This is a genomic window from Kaistella sp. PBT33-4 (genome assembly GCF_029194425.1).
Lineage (GTDB): Bacteria > Bacteroidota > Bacteroidia > Flavobacteriales > Weeksellaceae > Marnyiella.
Genome location: NZ_JARFYL010000004.1, coordinates 350,816 through 371,420, shown reverse-complemented (window position 1 = coordinate 371,420; position 20,605 = coordinate 350,816). Strand labels below are relative to the sequence as shown.

Below are 20,605 nucleotides of genomic sequence, written 5' to 3'. Positions count from 1 at the left end.
TTCGCGCTTTTTATCGTGTTTTTTCTAAACTGCCTGATTTTCAGATTTATTATTTTCCTGTTCCTTGCGCATTTCTTCACTCATCTCCTCCAGAACCGGCTTTATGGTGCTTTCCGGCAGGTCGCTTATCCGGATGTACATCAGCCCGTCTATGGCATCATTAAACTTCGGGTCTACATTAAAGGCAACTACCTTCGCGTTCTGCTTAATATATTTCTTAATCAATACGGGCAGCCTGAGCTCCGGCTCCAGGTCGTCGATGATTTTATCCAGCTTGTTCAGGTCCGATTCCACTTCGTCCAGAAATAGATGCTTGTCGCGGTCCCTGAGTTTGATCTTGAACTCATGTTTGGGATGAATGTACTGTGCCACCGCAGAGTCGTAATAATTGGAGCGCATAAACTCAATGATCAGTGATTTGGAGAAATCCGAGAATTTATCGGAGATGCTAACACCTCCCATCAGGAACTTATGGTCCGGATTGCGCAGACATACATGAACAATACCGCGCCAAAGCAGGAAAAGGGGCAGGGGCTTCATCTGATATTCCTGCAGGATGTAGGCACGGCCCATTTCTATAACCTTCCGGAAGAAAGGATGGATTTCCTGGTCAAACTCAAAGAGCGAATTGGTATAGAAGCCTCCCACTCCGTGTTTCTTCATAATTTCGCGGCCCAGACCCATGCGGTAGGCACCGGCGATTTTCTTCGCCTCACTGTCCCAAAGGAAAAGGTGGTAATAATGCTGGTCGAATTCGTCCAGGTCATAAGGCAGGTTGCTGCCCTCGCCAATAGCCCGGAAGGTAAGCTCACGCTGGCGCCCGATCTCCCGCATAATGGATGGGATTTCGTCGTAAGCCGCAAAATAGACTTCATAGTTTCCGTTGCTGAAAAACATCTTGTCGTTGGCCCGCAGGGTGGCGATCTCCTTTACGATGTCTTCCGTGGGGGTTTCATCAATAATATTCCGGATAATATTTTCCTCCTTCAGCAACAGCGGAAACTTAATGTTCAGGTTGGGCAGTTTCAGGATATCCGGCAGCGATTTCCTGCGCTCATAATAGGATTTGAGCATATAAACCTTACGTTTCAGGAATTCGCCGAGTTCTTCCGCATCTTCCTGCTCCTCAATCACTTTTACAGAAATTGGCTTTCCAATTCGCATCCGGATGGGTTTTTCACGATGATGCATCATTTCAGACGGCAGCAACATGGTCTGCAGATTGGGGTGCAGTTTTGCAAGCCTGTAAAATGCTTTACTGTTCTTGGCATGGAAGTACATCGGAACCACCGGAACTTTCGCCTTCCGGATAAGTTTAATGGCAGGTTTTTGCCATTCCTTGTCCATTATTTCATTGAATGCATTGTTTCTGTTTGAAACCTCACCGGCGGGAAAGATGCCTACACAGCCGCCTTCAGCCAGGTGACGCAGTGTTTCGCGCATTCCCCCGGAACTGCTGTGGAGTTCTTTGCGGTTCTCAAACGGATTTACGGAAATGACATAAGGTTCCATTGGCTTGATGCGCGACAGCAGAAAATTTCCCATGATCTTGAAATCCGGCCGTATCTCAGAAAGTATCTTGGTCATCAGGATGCCGTCTATAGCTCCCAGCGGGTGGTTGGCTACCAGGATAAAGGGCCCGGTTCTGGGAATTTTTGCCAAATCTTCAGCAAATACGATGTATTTAAGGTTTCGCTCCCGTACAAAAGCATCAAAAAATTCCTTGCCTTCTTTATCTTTTACCTTATCATACAGATTATTTACCCTGTCTATATTGGTTAGGCGCATAATGGCGGCGGAAAGTGGGTTTTTTATGAAACCCAGTCTGCTCATGCCCGATGCATTTATCAGATCCTGTTTGGAAATTAAGCTCATTTTTATCGAAGGGGAATTAGTTATCGGATCACCATCTGCACGGTATTGTGAGAAATCTGTTCCAGCAGAATTTCCTTGTCTGCGCAATACCTGCTGATCTCCTCAGGTCCTGCGTTGCGTACTGTAAACAGCGATACTCCTGCCGTCATCTCCGTTGTGAATCCGGCGTTCAGATCTCTGTTGAAATCCTCGAGGTGGCCATATTTATCCTCCAGGCACAAGGCCAGTGATATGGCTGTATTCTGCATCAGAGACACTTTGATCTGGTATTTGGCGAGAAGGTTGAAGATCTGGCTGATATGCTCTTCTGCAATGAAGGAAAAATCACGCGTAGCGATGTGCACCAGAAACTGGTTTTCTTTCAGGATATAGGACGGCAGGTTGCTGCTGTTGCCGGAGCCGCTTACACGGGTGCCGGCTTGGTCCGGTTCCAGGAAAGATTTAACGTAAAAGGGTATGTTTTTCTTCTGAAGCGGCTGTAGGGTCTTCGGGTGGATTACCGAGGCACCGAAATAGGCCATTTCAATTGCATCTTCATAAGAGATGCTGTCCAGCAGCTGAACGTCTGAGAATTTACGCGGGTCGCCCGTCATCACGCCGGGTACATCTTTCCAGATCGTCAGCGATTCGGCATCCAGGCCATAGGCAAAAACAGCCGCACTGTAATCCGAACCTTCGCGGCCCAGCGTGGTGGTGAAAGTATTGGGATCCGAGCCTATAAAACCCTGGGTAACATAGCTCTGACTCCGGTTCAGGTCACCGATATTGCCAAGGGTGATCTGCCACTGAACATTACCTTCGCGATAATTTTCGTCGGTCTTGATATATTCCCGCGCGTCCAGCCATTGGTTGGAATAGCCGGCAGAGTTCAGGTATTCGCTCAAAATTCTGGAAGAAAGCAGTTCACCTGTGCTTACGGTCTGATCGTATACATAGCTGTAGTTTGGTGATTTGTTCTTCCTGAGGAAATTCAGCAAATCATCTGCTATTTCCTGCAGTTCACGCATAATGGGAGCATCCTTTGTAAAAAGTTCAGCAGCCGTTTGCATATGACTGTTCATAATCTTATCCACCGCCGAGACGTAATCACCTTTTTCAAAGTAGAGTTTTATGACGTCTTCCAGTGCATTTGTCGTTTTGCCCATGGCCGATACGACCAAAAGACACGGATGCGCTTCCTGGCGCTGCAGCACAGTGGCAACATTCCTTACTCCTTCTGCATCCTTCACAGATGCGCCTCCAAATTTAAATACCTTCATTTAATGTATTGGTAATCAGTTGAAAAATTAAAATACCGTGGTGCAGTACGACGATGGGAATAATTTTCAAAATTAGTGATTTTGGCTGATAAATGAAAACGCCGGAACACAGGGTTTTATGCCGGCTGCCGGCCTGAATCATTTTGCTGAATTAGCCTGCTATATTCAAAGAATTTTCCGAAATTTGTGCAAAATCAAAAACCCACAAATGTCAGAAAACGCATTACAGACCCTAGGTGAATTTATAATTGATAAACAGGACGACTTTCAGTATTCTACGGGCGAATTTTCCCGCCTCTTAAGTGCCATCCGGTTAGCTTCCAAGGTAGTGAACCGCGATGTAAACAAGGCCGGTATCGCAGATATTGTAGGTCACGTAGGTATGACCAATGTCCAGGGGGAGCAGCAGCAGAAACTGGATGTACTGGCAAATGAAATTTTCATTACCGCACTGTCTCAGCGTGAGGTGGTTTGTGGTATCGCATCAGAGGAAAATGATGATTTTATTGATATCAAATGCGGTCCTAACGGACATTTAAGTAAGTACGTGGTACTGATCGATCCACTGGACGGTTCATCAAATATTGATGTGAATGTTTCAGTGGGGACGATTTTCTCCATTTACCGCAGGGTAACAGAACCGGGAACTCCTGTGCAGCTGGAAGATTTCCTGCAGCGGGGAGTGGACCAGGTGGCCGCCGGTTATGTGGTTTATGGTTCATCTACGATGATAGTTTATACCACCGGGAATGGAGTAAACGGATTTACACTCGATCCAAGTTTAGGGACCTACTATCTGTCCCATCCTAATATGAGGTTCCCTGAAAAAGGTAAAATTTATTCCATCAACGAAGGGAATTATTCCAAGTTTCCGCAGGGAGTGAAGAATTACCTGAAATACTGTCAGATGATGGAGGGCGACAGACCGTATACTTCGCGGTATATCGGATCTTTGGTGTCGGATTTCCACCGCAATATGATAAAAGGCGGAATCTATATCTATCCTTCTTATGCCAACGCACCCAATGGTAAATTACGTTTGCTGTACGAATGTAACCCTATGGCGTTCCTTGCCGAGCAGGCTGGTGGTAAGGCTTCCGATGGATTCAACCGGATTATGGAGCTTGAGCCAACGGAACTTCACCAACGCACACCTTTCTTTTGCGGTAACATCTCAATGGTGGAAAAGGCAGAAGAATTTATGCGCATTGATGTTGTAAAAGACTAATAAGCAGATTTGTAACATACAGGAAGGCGCGATTTTTCGCGTCTTTCTTTTTAAGGCGAATTTTATGAAAAAGGCGGAATATTTCAAACATGTCCTGGAATTTGAGACACCGGGCGGTACTTCCCGAGGAGTTTTAAATACTAAAGAAACCTATATTCTGAAAATATCCGAAGGCGGTCACGCAGGAGTAGGTGAGTGCGGTATATTCAGGGGCCTTAGCTACGATGATGTGCCCGGTTATGAGGAGAAACTGAATTGGCTTTGTGAAAATATCAATGAAACTGAAGAGATCCTGAAAGGCGAACTGCTGGCTTTTCCATCGGTGTGGTTTGGATATGAACAGGCTATCCGTAATCTGGAATTTGGCGGAAATATCTACTTTCCGTCGAAGTTTACTGAAGGTTTAGGTGCCATCCGGATTAACGGTTTGATATGGATGGGAAATGCAGAACATATGCGAAAGCAGATTTCAGACAAGTTGGAGAAAGGCTTTACATGTTTGAAACTGAAAATCGGCGTGGACTGGCTCACTGAGAAGTTCATCCTAAAAAAGTTAAGATCGGCTTTTCCGCAGGAGCAGCTGGAAATCAGGGTTGATGCAAACGGCGCCTTTTCTTTTGAAGAAGCACAGACAGTATTGGCCGAACTTGCAGAGTTGAATATTCATTCCATAGAACAGCCCATCAAGGCGGGAAATGTTTCACAAATGGCCGGATTGTGCCGGAGTACTCCTACACCGGTGGCGTTGGATGAAGAACTTATCGGTGTACTGAATAAACAAGATAAGGAGACGCTTTTAAAGGCGGTCATGCCCCAGTACATCATTCTGAAGCCATCGCTTGTCGGAGGATTTTCGGGTTGCGACGAATGGATTGAACTGTCAGAAAATTTGGGAATAGGCTACTGGATCACATCTGCGCTCGAAAGTAATATAGGCTTGAACGCTATTGCGCAGTACACTTTTACAAAGAATAATCCTTTGCCTCAGGGCCTGGGTACAGGCGGACTCTTTACCAATAATTTTGAAAGCGCATTAATCTTAAAGGGTGAATCACTGACCTTTAATCCGGATAAGGTTACTCTACTTCAGGAATTTTAGAAGGGGGCCAATAAAGCGGTCAAAAACTTCGATGTGTGGTGAATGCCCTACATTCTCCAGCTCAACCAGTGTTGATCCTTTGATTTTATTCTGGGTTTCCTTGCCAAGATTTTGGTAAAGGCCCATCAGAGGCTGCAATTCCTTAGGGGCGTTGGGCTTTCCGATGGCCGTGCGGTCCCGCGTACCTATGATAAGCAGTGTAGGTGAAGTGATTTTTTCGAAATCAGCGACAACTGGTTGCGTGTAAATCATATCAGTGGTTAACGCTGCATTCCAGGCGGTAACCGGAAAATCAGGATGGATGGTCCAACCGGCAAGTAAATTCAGCCATTTATCATACTCAGGCTTCCATTTACCGTCGTAATAAAATTTCAGCTGATAGTCCCGGTAACTATCGTAGGTGTTCCTGAGTTCGGAGGCGTACAGTTTGTCGATATTCTGGTAAGGTGAAAATTTACGGTAATCTTCCAGACCTATGGGATTGGCAAGAATGAGTTTCTCTACATTTTCTGGATACATTACCGCCATTTTCGTAGCCAGCATGCCACCCATGGAATGGCCCAAAACCGCAAAACTGCTGATTTTGAGGTCATCCATAATGCTTTTTGTGTTTTCAGCCAGCTGCTGAAAACTGAACTGGAACTGTTTAGGTTTTGATGATTTCCCGAATCCGATCTGGTCCGGCATTATTACACGGTAACCCTCTTTCGTCAGGGCTCGTGCAGTTTCTTCAAAATAGTAACCGTTAAAATTTTTTCCGTGCAGAAGGACAACTGTTTTACCATTGGGTTTTGCTGGCTTTACATCCATATAAGCCATCCTAAGTTTCTGTCCCTGGTTTTTCAGTTCTTTAAACTGGACCGGAAACGGATATGCAACTGTGCTGAGTTCTGCATCCAAAGGCTTTAGAGTCTTCAGTTCCTGCGCATTCATGAAAACCGATAGAAAAGAAAAAATTGAGAACAGAATTATATTGATGTTCATCTGAAACTTTTTTAAAAATTACACGCAAATATCTGTTTAATAATCTGCCTGGAAGGCATTAAACAGATTTTCTTCGGATAATATTGATAAGGCTGCTGCCGAACAGAACCACAGCACAGATCAGGGCAAAAATGTATATCGTTGAAGAATTGTCAATATTTGCCTGCGCTATGGCAACAAAAGCCCACGTTCCCACCAGTGCAAATATTGGTGAGTCCCGGCGCCAGGTCATCAGTAAATGAATCACAGATGCAGTTGTAATCAGGATAACTGTGCATATTTCACCTGAAATTCCCCAACCGTCCCAACCAATCTTGCCCAACCAGGCGGCCGTGGCAACTATCAGCGCAACGCTCATCCAGCCCGCATAAATTTGGAAAGGTACGTTGACCATCCATTTTTTACCTGCCGTATCTGCAAACTGTTTGGTTTCAAGCAGAATTTTGGTCAGCGAAATCATGGCAATTACCAACAGCAAAACAGACAGCCCACTCCAGCCGTTCAGCCAGACCACGATCCAGGCACAATTGGCGACGCACGAAACTACAAACCACCATCCAATTCGCTCTACGATTTCATCGGCATCATCTATATCAGTCCGGAATAAGCCGCGTCCTGTATAGATCACGAAAACAAATAGAAGGAGATAAATGAGGCCCCAAATAGAGAAAGCGTAGCCCGCCGGCGTAATGGAGGTGTGGTACTGGTCCGAAACATCGCCTATGGTTTTACCGTCGAAGATTCCGGTGTTACTCAGGTAGTTGAAGATGATGGTGGCCACTAAAGCCACGCCGTTGGCAATCTGTAATGTTCTTTTCATACTCAGAAGCTTGTAAGCTGTTTGGCCGGGAACATCCGGCACCGATGCACCAGCCCTTCATCACGCAGAAAAAATCATTCCAAATGTCTGTCATAGTCTTCCCACCACTTTTTATAGATTTTAGCGTCGTCCAGCCAGGGGACTTTCTGTCCGATTGCAGGGGTGATTATCCTGAGATTTTCAGTGTTAAGTTCTGTTATCTTTTTCAGGGGCTCGTTCCAGGAATGTACAGCAAGTGCGAACTTTGAATTGTGAACCGGAATCATCCGCTTGGCGTTGAGTTCCTTCATCGCCTTAATATTTTCGCCGGGAAGGAAATGGATATACCGCCAGTCCCTGTTGTACTGTCCGTTCTCAAGAATGGCGAGGTCAAAACTGCCGTACTTTTCGCCGATTTTTTTGTAATGATCATCGTAACCACTGTCGCCGCCAATATAGATTCTCTGCGTGGGCGATTCCAGTACAAAGCTTGCCCAGATGGCCTGGTCGCGCTTGAGTCCCCGGCCTGAAAAATGGCGAGCCGGCTCACAGTATATTCTGAAACCATTGCCCAGATCAGAATTCTCAAACCAGTCCAGTTCCGTTATGAGGTCCGGACTATAGCCCCAATATTCCAGATGTTCGCCTGTACCCAGTCCGGTAACGACTCTCCGCGTTTTGTGCTGCAGTTCCTTAACTGTTTTATAGTCCAGGTGGTCCCAGTGGTCATGCGTTATGATGAGAAGATCCAATGTTGGAATATCATCTGGGGTGTACAGGTCACTTCCTTCAAAAGCTTTGGTCGTAAAAGTGAATGGTGAAGCGTTGCCGCTCAGCACCGGGTCTACCAGGATTTTCAGGCCGTCAATCTGCATATAATAGGACGAGTGTCCCATCCAGATAAACACGTTTTCATCGGGCTTTAGTGATTTCAGTTCGGTTTTGGTCATTCGAAAAGCCTGGGCAGGTTTCAATTGGTCTTTTTTTACGAAAAGGAAGCGGAACATGACCTCCGGCATAGAAGTGTCTTCAGCCAGCTGCGGGGTTTTGTTCAGATTATCGAATCTGCCGTTTTTATAATGCGGCGACTTTTGGATGCGCTCCAGGCGGGCACCGGACGGTGTCTTCCCAAATTTCGGCTGATTAATAATGATGAAGGCTGCTGCTACCAAAGCGGCGGTTATTACCAATAAACTTATCATGATTTTGCTTAGGGTCTTCATTTATTTGAGTTGGTTTGCCGGAATGAGACAAGTGTCACACTGTGAACCTGCAAAAGTAATTCAAACAGACCAACAATTCATTAACTGATCCAACCTCTTTCTTAATTACGGTTTTGCAAAAAAAAGCGGGTGCAATTTGCTGCACGCCGCTCAATAACTTTAACAGTTTCTTAATCGTGTTTTACCCAAATAAGATCTTCAGTTTGGTACCCTATACTTTTGGCTTTAGCCAGAAATCTCTGTTTTATATCGTCCGGAATGGTTTTTTCTCTGGAGAGGATCCACATATTATCCAGACTGTCACCAATAACCAGGGCATATCTGTAATCTTCGAGGTCAATCACATTATACCCAGCCCAGAATGGTTTGAAGAAGGCTACTTTAAGACTGCCCACCGTAGCGTCACCAACCGGCTTTGCTTCGCCTTCAGATTCTTTCCACTTGTCCTTTTTATAGTCATATCCGCGGTTAAGGACACTTATATTTCCGTTGTCTTTGGTGCCATATTCAGCGGTTACATTATTCAGGTTTTTCTCCCAGGTGAAGTCAAGTCTGGCAATTTCATACCATTTCCCTAAATAACGCCCTTTGTCGAAATCCTTCACAGCTTCGGCACCGGCAGGAATTTTCGCTTTGCAGGAGTTCAGTAACAGCAGCCCCAGAAGTCCAATGGAAACGGGAATCAATATTTTCCTTGTAGTCATAACTTCTACTAAATTTCAAGTTTGCCTTCCACACCGCCGTCTTCCATTTTGGCACCGGTAGCAGCTACAAAAAGCATTTTTGCCATAGCAACGACCTTGTTATCCTTTGTCTCGTAGTAATATGAATCTACAGGCTTCACCTTGATTATGGTTACCCGCGGATCATCCTTGCCGTCGAACCAGGCATTTGCAAATTCCGTCCAGTATTTGTCAATCAGTTCTTTATCTTTATGGATGGATGCGGTACCAAGTACATACAGGTATTCATAGCTGCTGTTGTTCTGAAAATAGAGCTGTACTCTGGCATCATCCGATATTTCTTCATTCTTATGGCTTTCGGAGGAACTTATGAACCACAGATTACCCTGGTCGCAGACTTCCTGCAAGGCCATCGGACGTGTGTGAGGCATGGCTTCGTTAATCTTAGTTGTGAAAAAGCAGTTGCCGGCACCTTCCGCCAGTTCCTTTAGTTTTTTAATTGCTTCCTCGTTGGATAAATTCTCTTTTGGTGAAATAGCATCAGACATAATCTTGATTTTTATTGTTAAAATGATTTGGTTGATGCTTGCTCAACAATTAATATTCCCAATAAGAGAAATGATTAAGCCGTATGGGAATATTGCAAATAACGCGGGAAATTTTGAAATATCTACATTTCGAATATAAAATCTTCATTGAATGGGATGCAGTGGAAGTCGCCGCAGCTTTTTGTATCCAGGCCTGTAAATTTGCTGAAAGCCGGAAGCACCAACTGCCTCTCGGTATACCTGAAACAGGGAAGGCTTATGTATTTATTTCTTTCCAGTTTTACACTGACCCCGGGATGAATGTGACCGGAAACAGTGAAATTATCGCTCTCTTCATCCGGAACATGAATAAATTTAAAAGGTTCAATTATCAGCTGCTCCTCATGGATTTCGGCGGGCAGGACTGACATGAATTCAGCCTTGATCTGATCGTGGTTTCCTTTGATTATTATTATTTTCAGCTGCGAAAATTCCTGCAGCCAGACTTCGAAGATTCGGAAATCGGCGTTGCGTCCCACATGCAGGAAATCACCGACAATAATAAGTTCTTTGGCGGAATAGTGAATAAGTAAAGCGGCCAACCGTGTGAGATCATCAGTCAGGATGCCGGAAGGAACTGCGATACCGTTCTTGCGGAAATAAGCAGTTTTACCGATATGCAGGTCACTGATGATCAGTGCCTGACGCTCTGCCCAGTATAGCGCCCTTTGATTGGTAAATATCAGTGTCTGACTGTGAATTTTCTTTGTGAGCGATTTCAGCTTCATTTCCTCATTCGTTTTTTCATGGCTTCCGGCTTAAGCCTCAAAATTCTTGCCGAGAGATCCTCGCTGCTCAAACTTTGGCGCAAACTGTCCACTTTTATGGGAAAACTGAGTGGGGTGAAGGTATTGGACTCCTTTAGAATGATTTGGCTGTCATGAATCCGGTTAAACGCGGTGGCCAGACGTGCTTCATCTATCTGCTGGAAAAAAACCTCTGCATAAGCCTGCTTCAGGAGCAGGTTTTGAGGATCGTAATCTTCCAGTACGTTGAATATTAGACCGGCAGATGCCTGAAGGTTCTTATTGTTCTTTTGCTGCCCCGGATAATTGCGTACCACCATGCCGGAAATTACTGCGATGTCGCGGAATTTCCGTCTGGCCATCTCTGTTGAATTTACTGAACTCAGCACGTCCTGAATCAGATTTTCTTTGCTTAAAATGTCATTAACATTGTCCTCATCTACCGGGATTTCAAGTTTGGAAAAGAGTTCAAAACCATAATCGTTCATGGCCATCGAAAATGAGATTGGGGAAATTTTTGAAATCCTGTAAGCTACGAGGGCACTTATGATCTCGTGCATTAGCCTGCCTTCAAACGGATACATAAACAGGTGAAATCCTTCCCGGGTCTTTATTTTTTCAACCAGAAATTCATGTTCATTGGGTATGTGCGAATTTTCCTGCTGACTTACCAAAAGCGGGTGCAGGAAAGTAAGCTCTTTTTCGGATGATTTGGCATTCAGTGATTCGGACAGTTTCTCCCGCAAAAATCCACTTAAATTAGATGATAATGGCAATCTGCCGCCTAAATAGCTTGGTACAATTGCTTTGCCGGACGAATTTTTCACATACACCGTCATTTCTTTAATGTGCGAAACTTCAAGAACACGGCCGGCCAGGACAAACTTATCGTTTTTGTTGAGTTTTGAAATGAAATATTCCTCAATCATCCCAATATAACCACCTCCGAAGAACTTAACCTTCATCATGGAATCGCTCACGATGGCACCAATGTTTATCCGGTGCAGCATGGCAATCCTTCTGGAAGTCACCTTATACAGTCCGTCCTGAATAACTACTTTATGGTATTCCTCATAGTTTTTAAGTTTGCCTCCTACGGTAATGAATGAAAGAAGCCAGGACCAGTCTTCAGGAGTGAATTCGCGGAAAGCGTGGGTCTGCGAGATCTGGCGGTAGGTTTCCTTTTCCTCAAAGCCGGTGCCCACCGCTAAGGTCATTACATACTGAATAAGTACATCATAACAGAGCACGAGTGGCTCGCGCGGTTCCACCTGCTTTTGCTTCACTGCCTCTTTCAGTGCTGCTACCTCAATCAGTTCAAGCGAATGTGTTGGGACGAAATAGATTTTGGACGTCTCAAAAGGGGAGTGCCCACTACGGCCGGCCCGCTGCAGAAACCTGGCAATCCCTTTACTGGACCCAATCTGAATGACAGTGTCCACTGGCTTGAAATCCACACCTAAATCCAGTGAGGAGGTTGATATCGCTGCCTTCAGATAACCTGATGAGAGGTTCTCTTCAATCCATATCCTAATGTCACGGTCCACCGAACTGTGATGGATGGCTAACTGGCCCGCAAACTCGGGATTTGCGGACAGCAAAACCTGATACCACATCTCCGCCTGACTTCGGGTATTGGTAAAGATCAGGGTGGTTTTGCTGGCCATGATAATCGGGATAATCTTATCCACAAGTTTGGTACCCAGATGACCTGCCCAGGGAAGTACCTCCACATCGTCCGGGAATACAGAATGAATTTCAATTTTCTTTTTTTCACGGGCAACCACCCTGGTTTTTTTAAGATTGTAGGGAATGAGCACTTCCATCGCCTGATCCAGATTCCCAATCGTAGCCGTAATTCCCCAAATCCTGAGTTTTGGGCTGTAAGCTGTGATTCGGCTTAAGGCCAGCTCGGTCATGACGCCGCGTTTGGAGCTAAGCAACTCATGCCATTCGTCTATGACTACGCAGTTCAGGTTTTTAAAAAAATTGGGATGATTCTTCTGAGCTAAAAGCAGATGCAGGCTTTCCGGCGTGATTATCAGTACGTCAGGCATCTTCTTTGTCTGGCGGGCACGGACATCTTTGGGCGTATCGCCATTGCGAACATCCACTTCCCAATCCAGACCTATGTCCTCAAGCGCTTCACTCATCGCTTTGGCAATATCTTTCGCCAGTGCGCGCAGCGGTGTGATCCAGAGCAGTTTCATCCCGGAATTGTATTTTTCCGGATGGTTCATAAAGTCGATGACTACAGCCAGGAATACAGAAAAGGTTTTTCCAAAGCCTGTAGGCGCGACCACCATACCGGAATATTTAAGCGAGTACCTGTACCAGGTTTCTGCCTGAAAGGTAAACGGTTCCATATCCCGGGATTCCATCCACCGTTTTATGATTTGGTATCCGTTGCTGCTTTTGAATTTTTCTGTCATCTGTTTTCTGGATTACCGGCCGGAATTATTGGATCAGTTTCTTAATTTCCTCAATATCATCAATCTCATCTACCGTCTTATCACGGCGCCACCGGACAATTCTGGGGAACCTGAGTGCAACTCCGCTTTTATGCCTTTTGCTGAATCCAATTCCTTCAAAAGCGATTTCAAAAACAAGTTCGGCCTTCACCGTCCTCACGGGGCCAAATTTTTCAACTGCATTTTTATTCACGAACTTGGAAACTTCCATAATTTCCTTATCTGTAAGTCCGGAATAGGCTTTCGCAATCGTCACAATAGAATCGCCGCTCTTCACTCCGAAAGTATAATCAGTATAGTAACTGCTCCGTCTTCCGGAACCCTTTTGAGCATAAATTAAAACCGCATCGATGGTGAGCGGACTCACTTTCCATTTCCACCAATCCCCTTTCTTACGGCCGGCGTGGTATTGCGATTCCTTCTCCTTCAGCATCAAACCTTCCGAGTTGTTGTCCCGTGACCTTTCACGGATATTGGCGAGTTCCTCCCAGCTTGCTGCTTCTAAAACTTCAGAAAGATGAATATTGGCGGTGGGGCTATTCATAATAAGCCCTTCCAGCAGGACGCGCCGGTCTGCCAGAGGTTTTTCACGGAGGTCTTCATAATCCAGTTCCAGTATATCATAAACAAATATCTGCACGGGAAGTTCTTCCAGCATTTTTTTTGATATGGTTTTACGGTTCAGTCTTTTCTGAAGTTCGTTGAAGTTTAGGACTTTATCATCTTTTACCACCAGAATTTCTCCGTCAATAACAAAGTTCCCGGACATATCCTGCATTGCGGAAACTATTTCAGGAAATTGATCGGTAACCAGTTCTTCGCCGCGGGACCATATAAATATTTCATCGTTCCGTTTAATGAACTGGCCGCGGATACCGTCCCACTTATATTCTGCCTGCCATCTTTCGCGTTCGCCCAGGTCTTGAGCTTCTTTTTCCAGTGGATACGCCAGGCAGAAAGGATAGGGTTTGGATTCGTCCGGGTTGATATCCGTGCCCTGTATAAGGTTTTCGAAATCAACTTCATCAATATTCCACTTGCCCATAATGCTGTGCATCAGGATATTTGCTTCGATACCGGAATATTTTGCCAGGGCGTTAATAAGCAGTTTCTTTGAGACACCAATACGGAAACTTCCGCCAATCAGTTTGTTAAATATAAAACGCTCTAGATGGTTCAGCCCGTTCCAGGACTCAATTACATAGGCTTTTTTTTCTTCCTCTGTAAAATCTTTTAGAGCTATGAGTTCTACCATCCACTGTGTCAGCGATTTTTCAACTGTTTCTACAGGATTGGGAAGGATCAGCGAAAGTGTTTCGCCAAGGTCACCTACGGAAGAGTAGGCTTCCACAAAAAGCCATTCCGGCAGACCGGTAAGTTCCAGCGCCCACTGCCTAAGAAGATTGGTATTGACGGGTCGCTTGGGCCGTTTACCTGTAAAAAGTGCCAGAAACCACAGTCTGTCGCTGGAATCGGCGGTTTGCAGGTAATGCACCATTGCGTCGATCTTAGCATTGGTTTTATTGGTGCTGTCCAGCGTATTTATAAGAAGCGCAAAATCCTTCATCGGCTTACTTCATTGGTTATGATTTCCTTTTCCTCCATTTCCTCATCGCCAAAAATAGTTTGCAGTTCCACTGCATCAATTCCCAGTTCGCGCAGGTATTTCGAGAAAACAGCGGTTTGTCCGTGAGTGACGTATACCTTTTCGGCTTCCGTGGCTTTCACGGTCTTCAGCAAACCATTCCAGTCGGCATGATCGGAAATGGAAAAACCGGCATCTGCAGAGCGCCACCTTCGGGATCCGCGAACCTGCATCCAGCCGGAACAGATGGCAGTAGCCCGGTCCGGTATTTTTTTAATGACATTGGAGTCCAGCAGAGCCGGTGGTAGGATTACGATTTCACCTTTGGCCGCTTTGGCTCCTTCCAAAAAATCAAGGGTTTCATACTCCGGCAATTCAATATTAACCGATTCCATGGCTTCATTAAGCCTGGCGATAGACTGATGAACGAAGATTTTCCCGCTGCCTTCCAAAGATTTCATGATGCGCTGGGCTTTACCCAAGGAATAACCGATGAAAACTGAAGTTTTACCGTTCTGTCTGTTCTGGTTCACCCAGGTCTGCATGAGCTCCGCATAATCTGCGGGCTGCAGCCAGTTATAGATGGGCAATCCAAAGGTACTTTCGGTAATGAATTCGTTACATTTCACCAGTTCGAAAGGGGTAGACAGACCATCGTCATCGGTTTTATAATCTCCTGAAAAAACAATTACATAACCCTTATATTCCATCCTGATCTGTGCCGAACCTACGATATGCCCGGCAGGGTGAAAGGAAACTTTCACTCCATTGATGTTAATTTCTTCGCCATAGCCAAGACTTTGGATCTCAATGTCCTGTCCGATACGGTGTTTAAGTATTGGTTTGCTGTAATCATGGCAAAGGTATTTTTTCATTCCCCATCTGGCATGGTCGCCATGACCGTGTGAAATTATTGCCAGATCTACAGGTTTCCACGGATCCAGGTAAAATTTGCCGGGCACACAGTATATTCCTTTGTCGGTAAAGCGGATGAAGGTTTTCCTGGCCATCTGTTAGATTAAATGTTTAATATGAATTAAAAGATTGCAAAGGCATGAGCAAAATCTGAACCCTTCACAAAATCACTTATAATTTCTGCCCAAAAATATTCGTTATATTTGGACGGTTCAATCAAAGAAAAAATCAAATGAAAAAAATAAGTATAGGCCTTTTAGCTCTCTCCGGTGTCGTATTTCTTAATTCCTGTACCACAGCGAAGACCGCTAAGACTCCTGCATCTGAAACTACCGCAGCTGTAAAATCCGAACCGGTGAAGGAAGAAGGACTTAATCTTTCCTATATGGACACCTCCGTACGTCCGCAGGATGATTTCTTCAGTTATGTGAACGGAAACTGGGTGAAAACAGCCGAAATTCCTTCTGATAAAGCCAGCTGGGGAAGTTTCAATGCGCTTAGGGAAGATGTTGATGTTGCTTCGCTCGGCATCTTAAAACAAATTCTGAATGACAGCTTTGCTGCGGGTTCGGAAGGACAGAAAATTCAGGCTTTGTACGGGACATTTATGGACTGGGACAAAAGGAATGCGGACGGCCTTAATCCTATTAAAGGTGATCTGGCAAAGATTGATGCTATTAAATCTATTGCTGACCTGCAGAAATACCTGATAGAAGCCACTAAATCCGGCGACAATCCGTTTTATGCCTGGAGGGTAGGACCGGATTTGAAAAATTCGAACATGAATGCGGTCTACTTTGGCGGACCGAGCCTGGGACTGGGGCGCGATTATTACCAGAAAGAAAGCGAGTCCAATACAAAGACACTGGCTGAATATAAAAATTACGTTTCTCAGCTTCTTACGGAAGCAGGACATCAAAACGCTGTGCAAACGGCGGGTAAAGTCGTTGATTTTGAAAAAAAACTGGCCCAAAATCTTCTGACCAACGAGCAGAACCGGGATGCTAACCTGCGCTATAATCCTAAGACCGTAGCGGAACTTCCGCAACTTGTAAAAAACATTAACCTGGCCGATTATCTGAATAAGGTAGGTGTGAAAACCGACCGGGTGATTGTTTCTGAGCTTAAATACTACCAGAATATGGACTCCTGGATGACGGCGAAAAATCTGCCATTAATCAAAGAATACATGAAAGCCAGGATGGTGGCCGGAAATGCCGGAAACCTGAACAAAACACTGGACGACATCAACTTTAATTTCTACTCCAAGTATCTGCAGGGCCAGAAAGAGCAGCGTTCCATGGATAAACGCGGCTTAGGTGTAGTAAACGGTACTTTGGGTGAAGCTTTTGGTAAACTTTATGTGGAAAAATATTTCCCGGCAGAAGCCAAAGCCCAAATGGAAACCTATATTTCCTATTTAAAAAAGGCTTTCCAGCAGCACATCAGCAATCTGGACTGGATGTCTCCGGAAACCAAGGTAAAAGCACAGGAAAAACTGTCTAAATTCGGGGTTAAGATTGCCTATCCCGATACCTGGAAGGACTATTCCAAACTTGAATTAACCCCTGCAGGCGAGGGCGGAAGTTATTACGAAAACCTTCAGAAGGTAACCGAATGGAACTATGCGAAGAATTTGGATAAAGTGGGCAAACCGGTGGATAAAACGGAATGGGGTATGGCTCCGCAGACTGTTAACGCTTATTACAGCGGTTCCAATAACGAAATCGTATTCCCGGCAGCCATCCTGCAGCCGCCCTTCTTTAATTTCAAAGCCGATCCCGCGGTCAATTTTGGCGGTATTGGTGCTGTAATCGGACATGAAATCTCTCACGGTTTTGATGATTCCGGTTCTAGGTTCGACGGCGACGGTAATCTGAACAATTGGTGGACTGCCGCTGACCTTAAGAATTTTGAAAACAAGGTAAATCAGCTGGCTGATCAGTACAGCAAATACGAGCCTGTAAAGGGGACATTCATAAACGGTAAATTTACCAGCGGGGAGAATATTGGTGATCTTGGAGGAGTAGCTGTGGCTTATACGGCGCTTCAGATGTACCTGAAAGACCATGGCAATCCGGGACTTATCAGCGGTTTCACCCAGGATCAGCGTTTCTTCATGAGTTGGGCTACGGTATGGCGTACGAAATCTACGGAGCAGTATATGATCAACCAGGTGAAGACCGACCCTCATTCTCCGGGTTATTTCCGGGCTTTCGGACCTTTGGTGAATCAGGATTCCTTCTATAAGGCTTTTGATGTAAAACCTGGTGACAAGCTTTACAGGGCACCGGAAGAAAGGATAAAGATTTGGTAAATAATTAGAATCACTCAGTTTAACTCTGGGTGATTTTTTTGGGCGCGACTCTGGCAGCGGCGGCGAAGGCGCCGCTGCCAGAGTCGCTACGTCCGCTCCAATCTTTCTTTTTTGGGGCGGCGGCGAAGCCGCCGCCCCAAAAAAGAAAGGATTTCCGCTCCCATCGCTCACGCAGATTATTTATGTATTCCATATGGCCACATTTGCACGGAATTTGAAAGCAAAATCATTTTATTTATCCATGAAAATCAATATTCAGAAAAATATCATCATAAAGAATCCTCAGACACGGGATTTCCTTGCTGATGCCTATTTACCGGAAACTTCCGGCCAACTTCCGCTGGTCATTTTTGCCCACGGATACAAAGGATATAAAGACTGGGGCGCCTGGGATTTGATGGCTGAAAAAATAGCGCAGGCCGGATTTTATTTCGTGAAATTCAATTTTTCACATAACGGCACCACGCTGAACAACCCTTCTGAATTTGCCGATCTGGAAGCCTTTGCAAACAATAATTTCAGCAGGGAAATGCTCGATTATGACGCCGTAATCAACCATTTCATCGTTCAATCCGAAATCAATACTGAGAAAGTTGCACTTATAGGCCACAGTAGGGGAGCCGGCATCTCGGTAATTAAAGCTTTTGAAGATGATCGCGTAAAGGCGCTTGTTTCGCTGGCCGGTGTAAGCCATTTCGGCTACCGCTTTCCCTCCGGCGACCGGCTTACAAACTGGCAGGAGTCAGGTGTCATGTATTCCGAAAATGCACGCACCAAACAGCAGATGCCACATTATTATCAGTTTTACGAAGATTATAAGGCAAATGAAGACCGTTTTTCGGTACAGTACAGCGCACAGCATCTGGGGAAGCCAATGCTGATCATTCAGGGTACTGAAGATGTGGCGGTGAAGGATAAGGAAGCCTACCTGCTGAACGAATGGTGCAGGGATTCGGAATTGTTTATACTGAACGGTGCCAATCATACCCTGGGCGCGACCGAGCCATGGCCAAAAGAAACATTACCACCTGACCTTTTAAAATCTACAGATAAAATAATCGAATTTTTAAAAAATAATTTATAAATCGCCGGCCCCAATGGTTATTTTTGCATCAAACAAATAAAATATGGAATTATTCTCTCTGCTCGAATTACCGAATTTTGCCGATCCGCAAATATGGATCAGTTTACTCACATTAACGTTTCTTGAAATCGTTCTGGGGGTGGACAATATTATCTTTATTTCCATTATTGCAGATAAGCTGCCCAAAGAAAAGCAGCGTTTCGCACGGAACCTCGGTTTGGCTTTTGCCATGATCTTCCGAATCATCCTGCTTTTGATGATCAGCTGGATTATCGGCCTTAAGGAACCGGTACTCAACCTGGGTTGGTTTAATGAACCCGGCACCGATTTACCCTTGGCTCTGAGTTGGAAAGATATAATCCTGCTTGCAGGAGGTATTTTCCTGATCGGAAAAAGTACCATGGAAATTCATGCCAAGATGCGGGGTCATGATGATGTTCCAAAGCCTAAATCCGGTGCTTCAGGTCTGATGACAATGATCATCCTGCAGATTATTCTCATTGATATGGTGTTCTCGCTGGATTCCATCCTGACTGCGATCGGTTTGGTGGATAATGTGATGCTGATGATAATTGCAGTGGTCATCTCTATCGGAATTATGATGGCTTTTGCCGGTCCGATCTCTGCCCTGATCAACAAATATCCCAGTTTGCAGATGCTGGCACTTTCATTCCTTGTAGTAATTGGGGTTATGCTTGTGGCCGAAGGAATCCATCAGCATGTAAGTAAGAATATCATCTACTCCTGTCTGGCATTCAGCCTCATCGTGGAAATGCTGAACATCCGCTTCAGGGACAATCAGAAAAAGAAATATCTGAAACTCAATCCTGACCTTAATAACGATCTGAGTATCCGGGACGATCTTGAGTAGATCCTAAAGAATGCCATGCTAAAAAAAGCCGTTTTCTCAGTGAAAACGGCTTTGCTTTTATTGTTTAAGAAGTTCCCAGGCTTCGGAAACTTTACTTTCCTGCAGCAGCTTCTGTGCTTTTAAATGAACTTCTTCATTAGCAGAATAGGTACCTTCCGTCAACTCTTCCGTATTTGCCAACATTCCAAGGTCATTACCGCTGAAGATGCGGCTTAATTTTATACTGTCCGGAAGTCTGTCGAAACCAATACCTTTGGTTACCAATGGTTTTGGAACCTCAAAAAGGTTGCTTTCGTTATTACGCGAATACCAGTTTCCGCCTAATCGTGCCACCAGGTCAAGCTTCATTTGGTCCAGGTTTCCTTCATCATTGAGGTACTCCTCACGTACGTGGATTTTTATCACCTCGCAAATAACCAGGTTTCCGGCGCCGCCTTCCGTACCCAGGTGTTTTACCTCAATTACTTTGCACTCCAGGTTTACAGGGCATTCTTCAATCAGTTTTGGTTTCACAAGGTCAGCCTCTTTCATGGTCAGACCAGCTTTTACAAACTCGTTGACCTCCTTTTCATATTCTGTGGAAGCAAGTGATATCTGCTGCACGATATTAAAGTTTACAATACCGATAACTACCTCTTTAACCTGCAGAACATTTTCCAGCGTGTGTTTGGTGGTATTGTCGCGCACCCTCCTGGCCGGCGAGAAAATAACTACCGGCGGGTTGGAACTGAAAAGATTAAAGAAACTGAAAGGACTGAGGTTTACATTCCCTTCCGAATCTATAGTTGACGCTAAAGCTATAGGACGTGGTGCGATAGCAGTTTGCAGCAGCGTCTGCAGCTGTACGCCGTTAAGCTCATTAGGAGTAATGCTTTTCAT

Annotated in this window: 18 protein-coding genes; 5 read left to right on the top strand and 13 right to left on the bottom strand. The window is 45.0% G+C overall.

The genetic code is table 11. The annotated features are described in order from the left end of the window. Window positions 1-24: 24 nt before the first annotated feature. Together P0M11_RS10505 and P0M11_RS10500 are read right to left on the bottom strand one after the other, a co-directional pair. Window positions 25-1,875, bottom strand: a complete 1,851-nt coding sequence (locus tag P0M11_RS10505; RefSeq protein ID WP_275625614.1) for a lysophospholipid acyltransferase family protein — start codon at window positions 1,873-1,875, stop codon at window positions 25-27. A 20-nt stretch (window positions 1,876-1,895) separates the two neighbouring features. Next, window positions 1,896-3,134 carry an aspartate kinase gene (locus P0M11_RS10500; RefSeq protein WP_275625613.1) on the bottom strand — a complete coding sequence of 413 codons (1,239 nt, stop codon included), beginning with the start codon at window positions 3,132-3,134 and terminating at the stop codon, window positions 1,896-1,898. A gap of 208 nt (window positions 3,135-3,342) precedes the next feature. On the opposite strand from P0M11_RS10500, the gene fbp reads away from it, so the two are divergent. Both fbp and P0M11_RS10490 read left to right on the top strand, forming a co-directional pair. Continuing rightward, the gene (fbp, locus tag P0M11_RS10495; protein WP_275625612.1) at window positions 3,343-4,362 is read left to right on the top strand and encodes a class 1 fructose-bisphosphatase; all 1,020 of its coding nucleotides are present in this window, start codon (window positions 3,343-3,345) and stop codon (window positions 4,360-4,362) included. Between the two features lie 64 nt (window positions 4,363-4,426). Further along, on the top strand, window positions 4,427-5,461 hold the full coding sequence (locus P0M11_RS10490) for an o-succinylbenzoate synthase (RefSeq protein WP_275625611.1): 1,035 nt from the start codon (window positions 4,427-4,429) through the stop codon (window positions 5,459-5,461). Here P0M11_RS10490 and P0M11_RS10485 read toward each other — a convergent pair. From P0M11_RS10485 to P0M11_RS10445, 9 genes are all read right to left on the bottom strand, one after another. After that, the gene (locus tag P0M11_RS10485) at window positions 5,444-6,445 is read right to left on the bottom strand and encodes an alpha/beta hydrolase (protein WP_275625610.1); all 1,002 of its coding nucleotides are present in this window, start codon (window positions 6,443-6,445) and stop codon (window positions 5,444-5,446) included. The two genes, P0M11_RS10490 and P0M11_RS10485, sit on opposite strands and share 18 nt — an antisense overlap. Before the next feature lie 58 nt (window positions 6,446-6,503). Then, entirely contained in the window at window positions 6,504-7,265 is a 762-nt protein-coding gene (locus P0M11_RS10480; protein WP_275625609.1) for a tryptophan-rich sensory protein, read from the bottom strand. 74 nt (window positions 7,266-7,339) lie between these two features. Next, window positions 7,340-8,467: an MBL fold metallo-hydrolase gene (locus tag P0M11_RS10475; RefSeq protein ID WP_275625608.1), complete on the bottom strand. Its 1,128-nt coding sequence runs from the start codon at window positions 8,465-8,467 to the stop codon at window positions 7,340-7,342. Between the two features lie 170 nt (window positions 8,468-8,637). After that, window positions 8,638-9,171 carry a lipocalin family protein gene (locus P0M11_RS10470; protein WP_275625607.1) on the bottom strand — a complete coding sequence of 178 codons (534 nt, stop codon included), beginning with the start codon at window positions 9,169-9,171 and terminating at the stop codon, window positions 8,638-8,640. Window positions 9,172-9,179: 8 nt separating this feature from the next. Continuing rightward, entirely contained in the window at window positions 9,180-9,698 is a 519-nt protein-coding gene (locus P0M11_RS10465) for a pyridoxamine 5'-phosphate oxidase family protein (RefSeq protein WP_275625606.1), read from the bottom strand. Window positions 9,699-9,820: 122 nt separating this feature from the next. Continuing rightward, window positions 9,821-10,465, bottom strand: a complete 645-nt coding sequence (gene pdeM, locus P0M11_RS10460) for a ligase-associated DNA damage response endonuclease PdeM (protein WP_275625605.1) — start codon at window positions 10,463-10,465, stop codon at window positions 9,821-9,823. Further along, window positions 10,462-12,915: a ligase-associated DNA damage response DEXH box helicase gene (locus P0M11_RS10455; protein ID WP_275625604.1), complete on the bottom strand. Its 2,454-nt coding sequence runs from the start codon at window positions 12,913-12,915 to the stop codon at window positions 10,462-10,464. The genes pdeM and P0M11_RS10455 overlap by 4 nt, the downstream gene beginning before the upstream one ends. A gap of 25 nt (window positions 12,916-12,940) precedes the next feature. Beyond that, window positions 12,941-14,521: an ATP-dependent DNA ligase gene (locus tag P0M11_RS10450; protein ID WP_275625603.1), complete on the bottom strand. Its 1,581-nt coding sequence runs from the start codon at window positions 14,519-14,521 to the stop codon at window positions 12,941-12,943. Then, window positions 14,518-15,549 carry a ligase-associated DNA damage response exonuclease gene (locus P0M11_RS10445; RefSeq protein WP_275625602.1) on the bottom strand — a complete coding sequence of 344 codons (1,032 nt, stop codon included), beginning with the start codon at window positions 15,547-15,549 and terminating at the stop codon, window positions 14,518-14,520. Before P0M11_RS10445 ends, P0M11_RS10450 begins: the two co-directional genes overlap by 4 nt. A gap of 137 nt (window positions 15,550-15,686) precedes the next feature. Between P0M11_RS10445 and P0M11_RS10440 the strand changes: the two genes are divergently transcribed. After that, window positions 15,687-17,771 (top strand): M13 family metallopeptidase, encoded by a 2,085-nt coding sequence (locus tag P0M11_RS10440; RefSeq protein WP_275625601.1) that lies wholly within the window; start codon window positions 15,687-15,689, stop codon window positions 17,769-17,771. Between the two features lie 19 nt (window positions 17,772-17,790). Here the strand turns inward: P0M11_RS10440 and P0M11_RS10435 are convergent, their stop codons facing one another. Continuing rightward, window positions 17,791-17,964 (bottom strand): hypothetical protein, encoded by a 174-nt coding sequence (locus tag P0M11_RS10435; RefSeq protein WP_275625600.1) that lies wholly within the window; start codon window positions 17,962-17,964, stop codon window positions 17,791-17,793. Between the two features lie 48 nt (window positions 17,965-18,012). Between P0M11_RS10435 and P0M11_RS10430 the strand changes: the two genes are divergently transcribed. Further along, a complete protein-coding gene (locus tag P0M11_RS10430; RefSeq protein ID WP_275625599.1) occupies window positions 18,013-18,855 on the top strand; it encodes an alpha/beta fold hydrolase in 843 nt (280 codons plus the stop codon). Window positions 18,856-18,898: 43 nt separating this feature from the next. Beyond that, window positions 18,899-19,726 (top strand): TerC family protein, encoded by an 828-nt coding sequence (locus P0M11_RS10425; RefSeq protein ID WP_275625598.1) that lies wholly within the window; start codon window positions 18,899-18,901, stop codon window positions 19,724-19,726. A gap of 57 nt (window positions 19,727-19,783) precedes the next feature. On the opposite strand, the gene P0M11_RS10420 is transcribed toward P0M11_RS10425, so the two are convergent. Further along, on the bottom strand, window positions 19,784-20,605 hold the full coding sequence (locus tag P0M11_RS10420) for a flavin reductase family protein (RefSeq protein WP_275625597.1): 822 nt from the start codon (window positions 20,603-20,605) through the stop codon (window positions 19,784-19,786).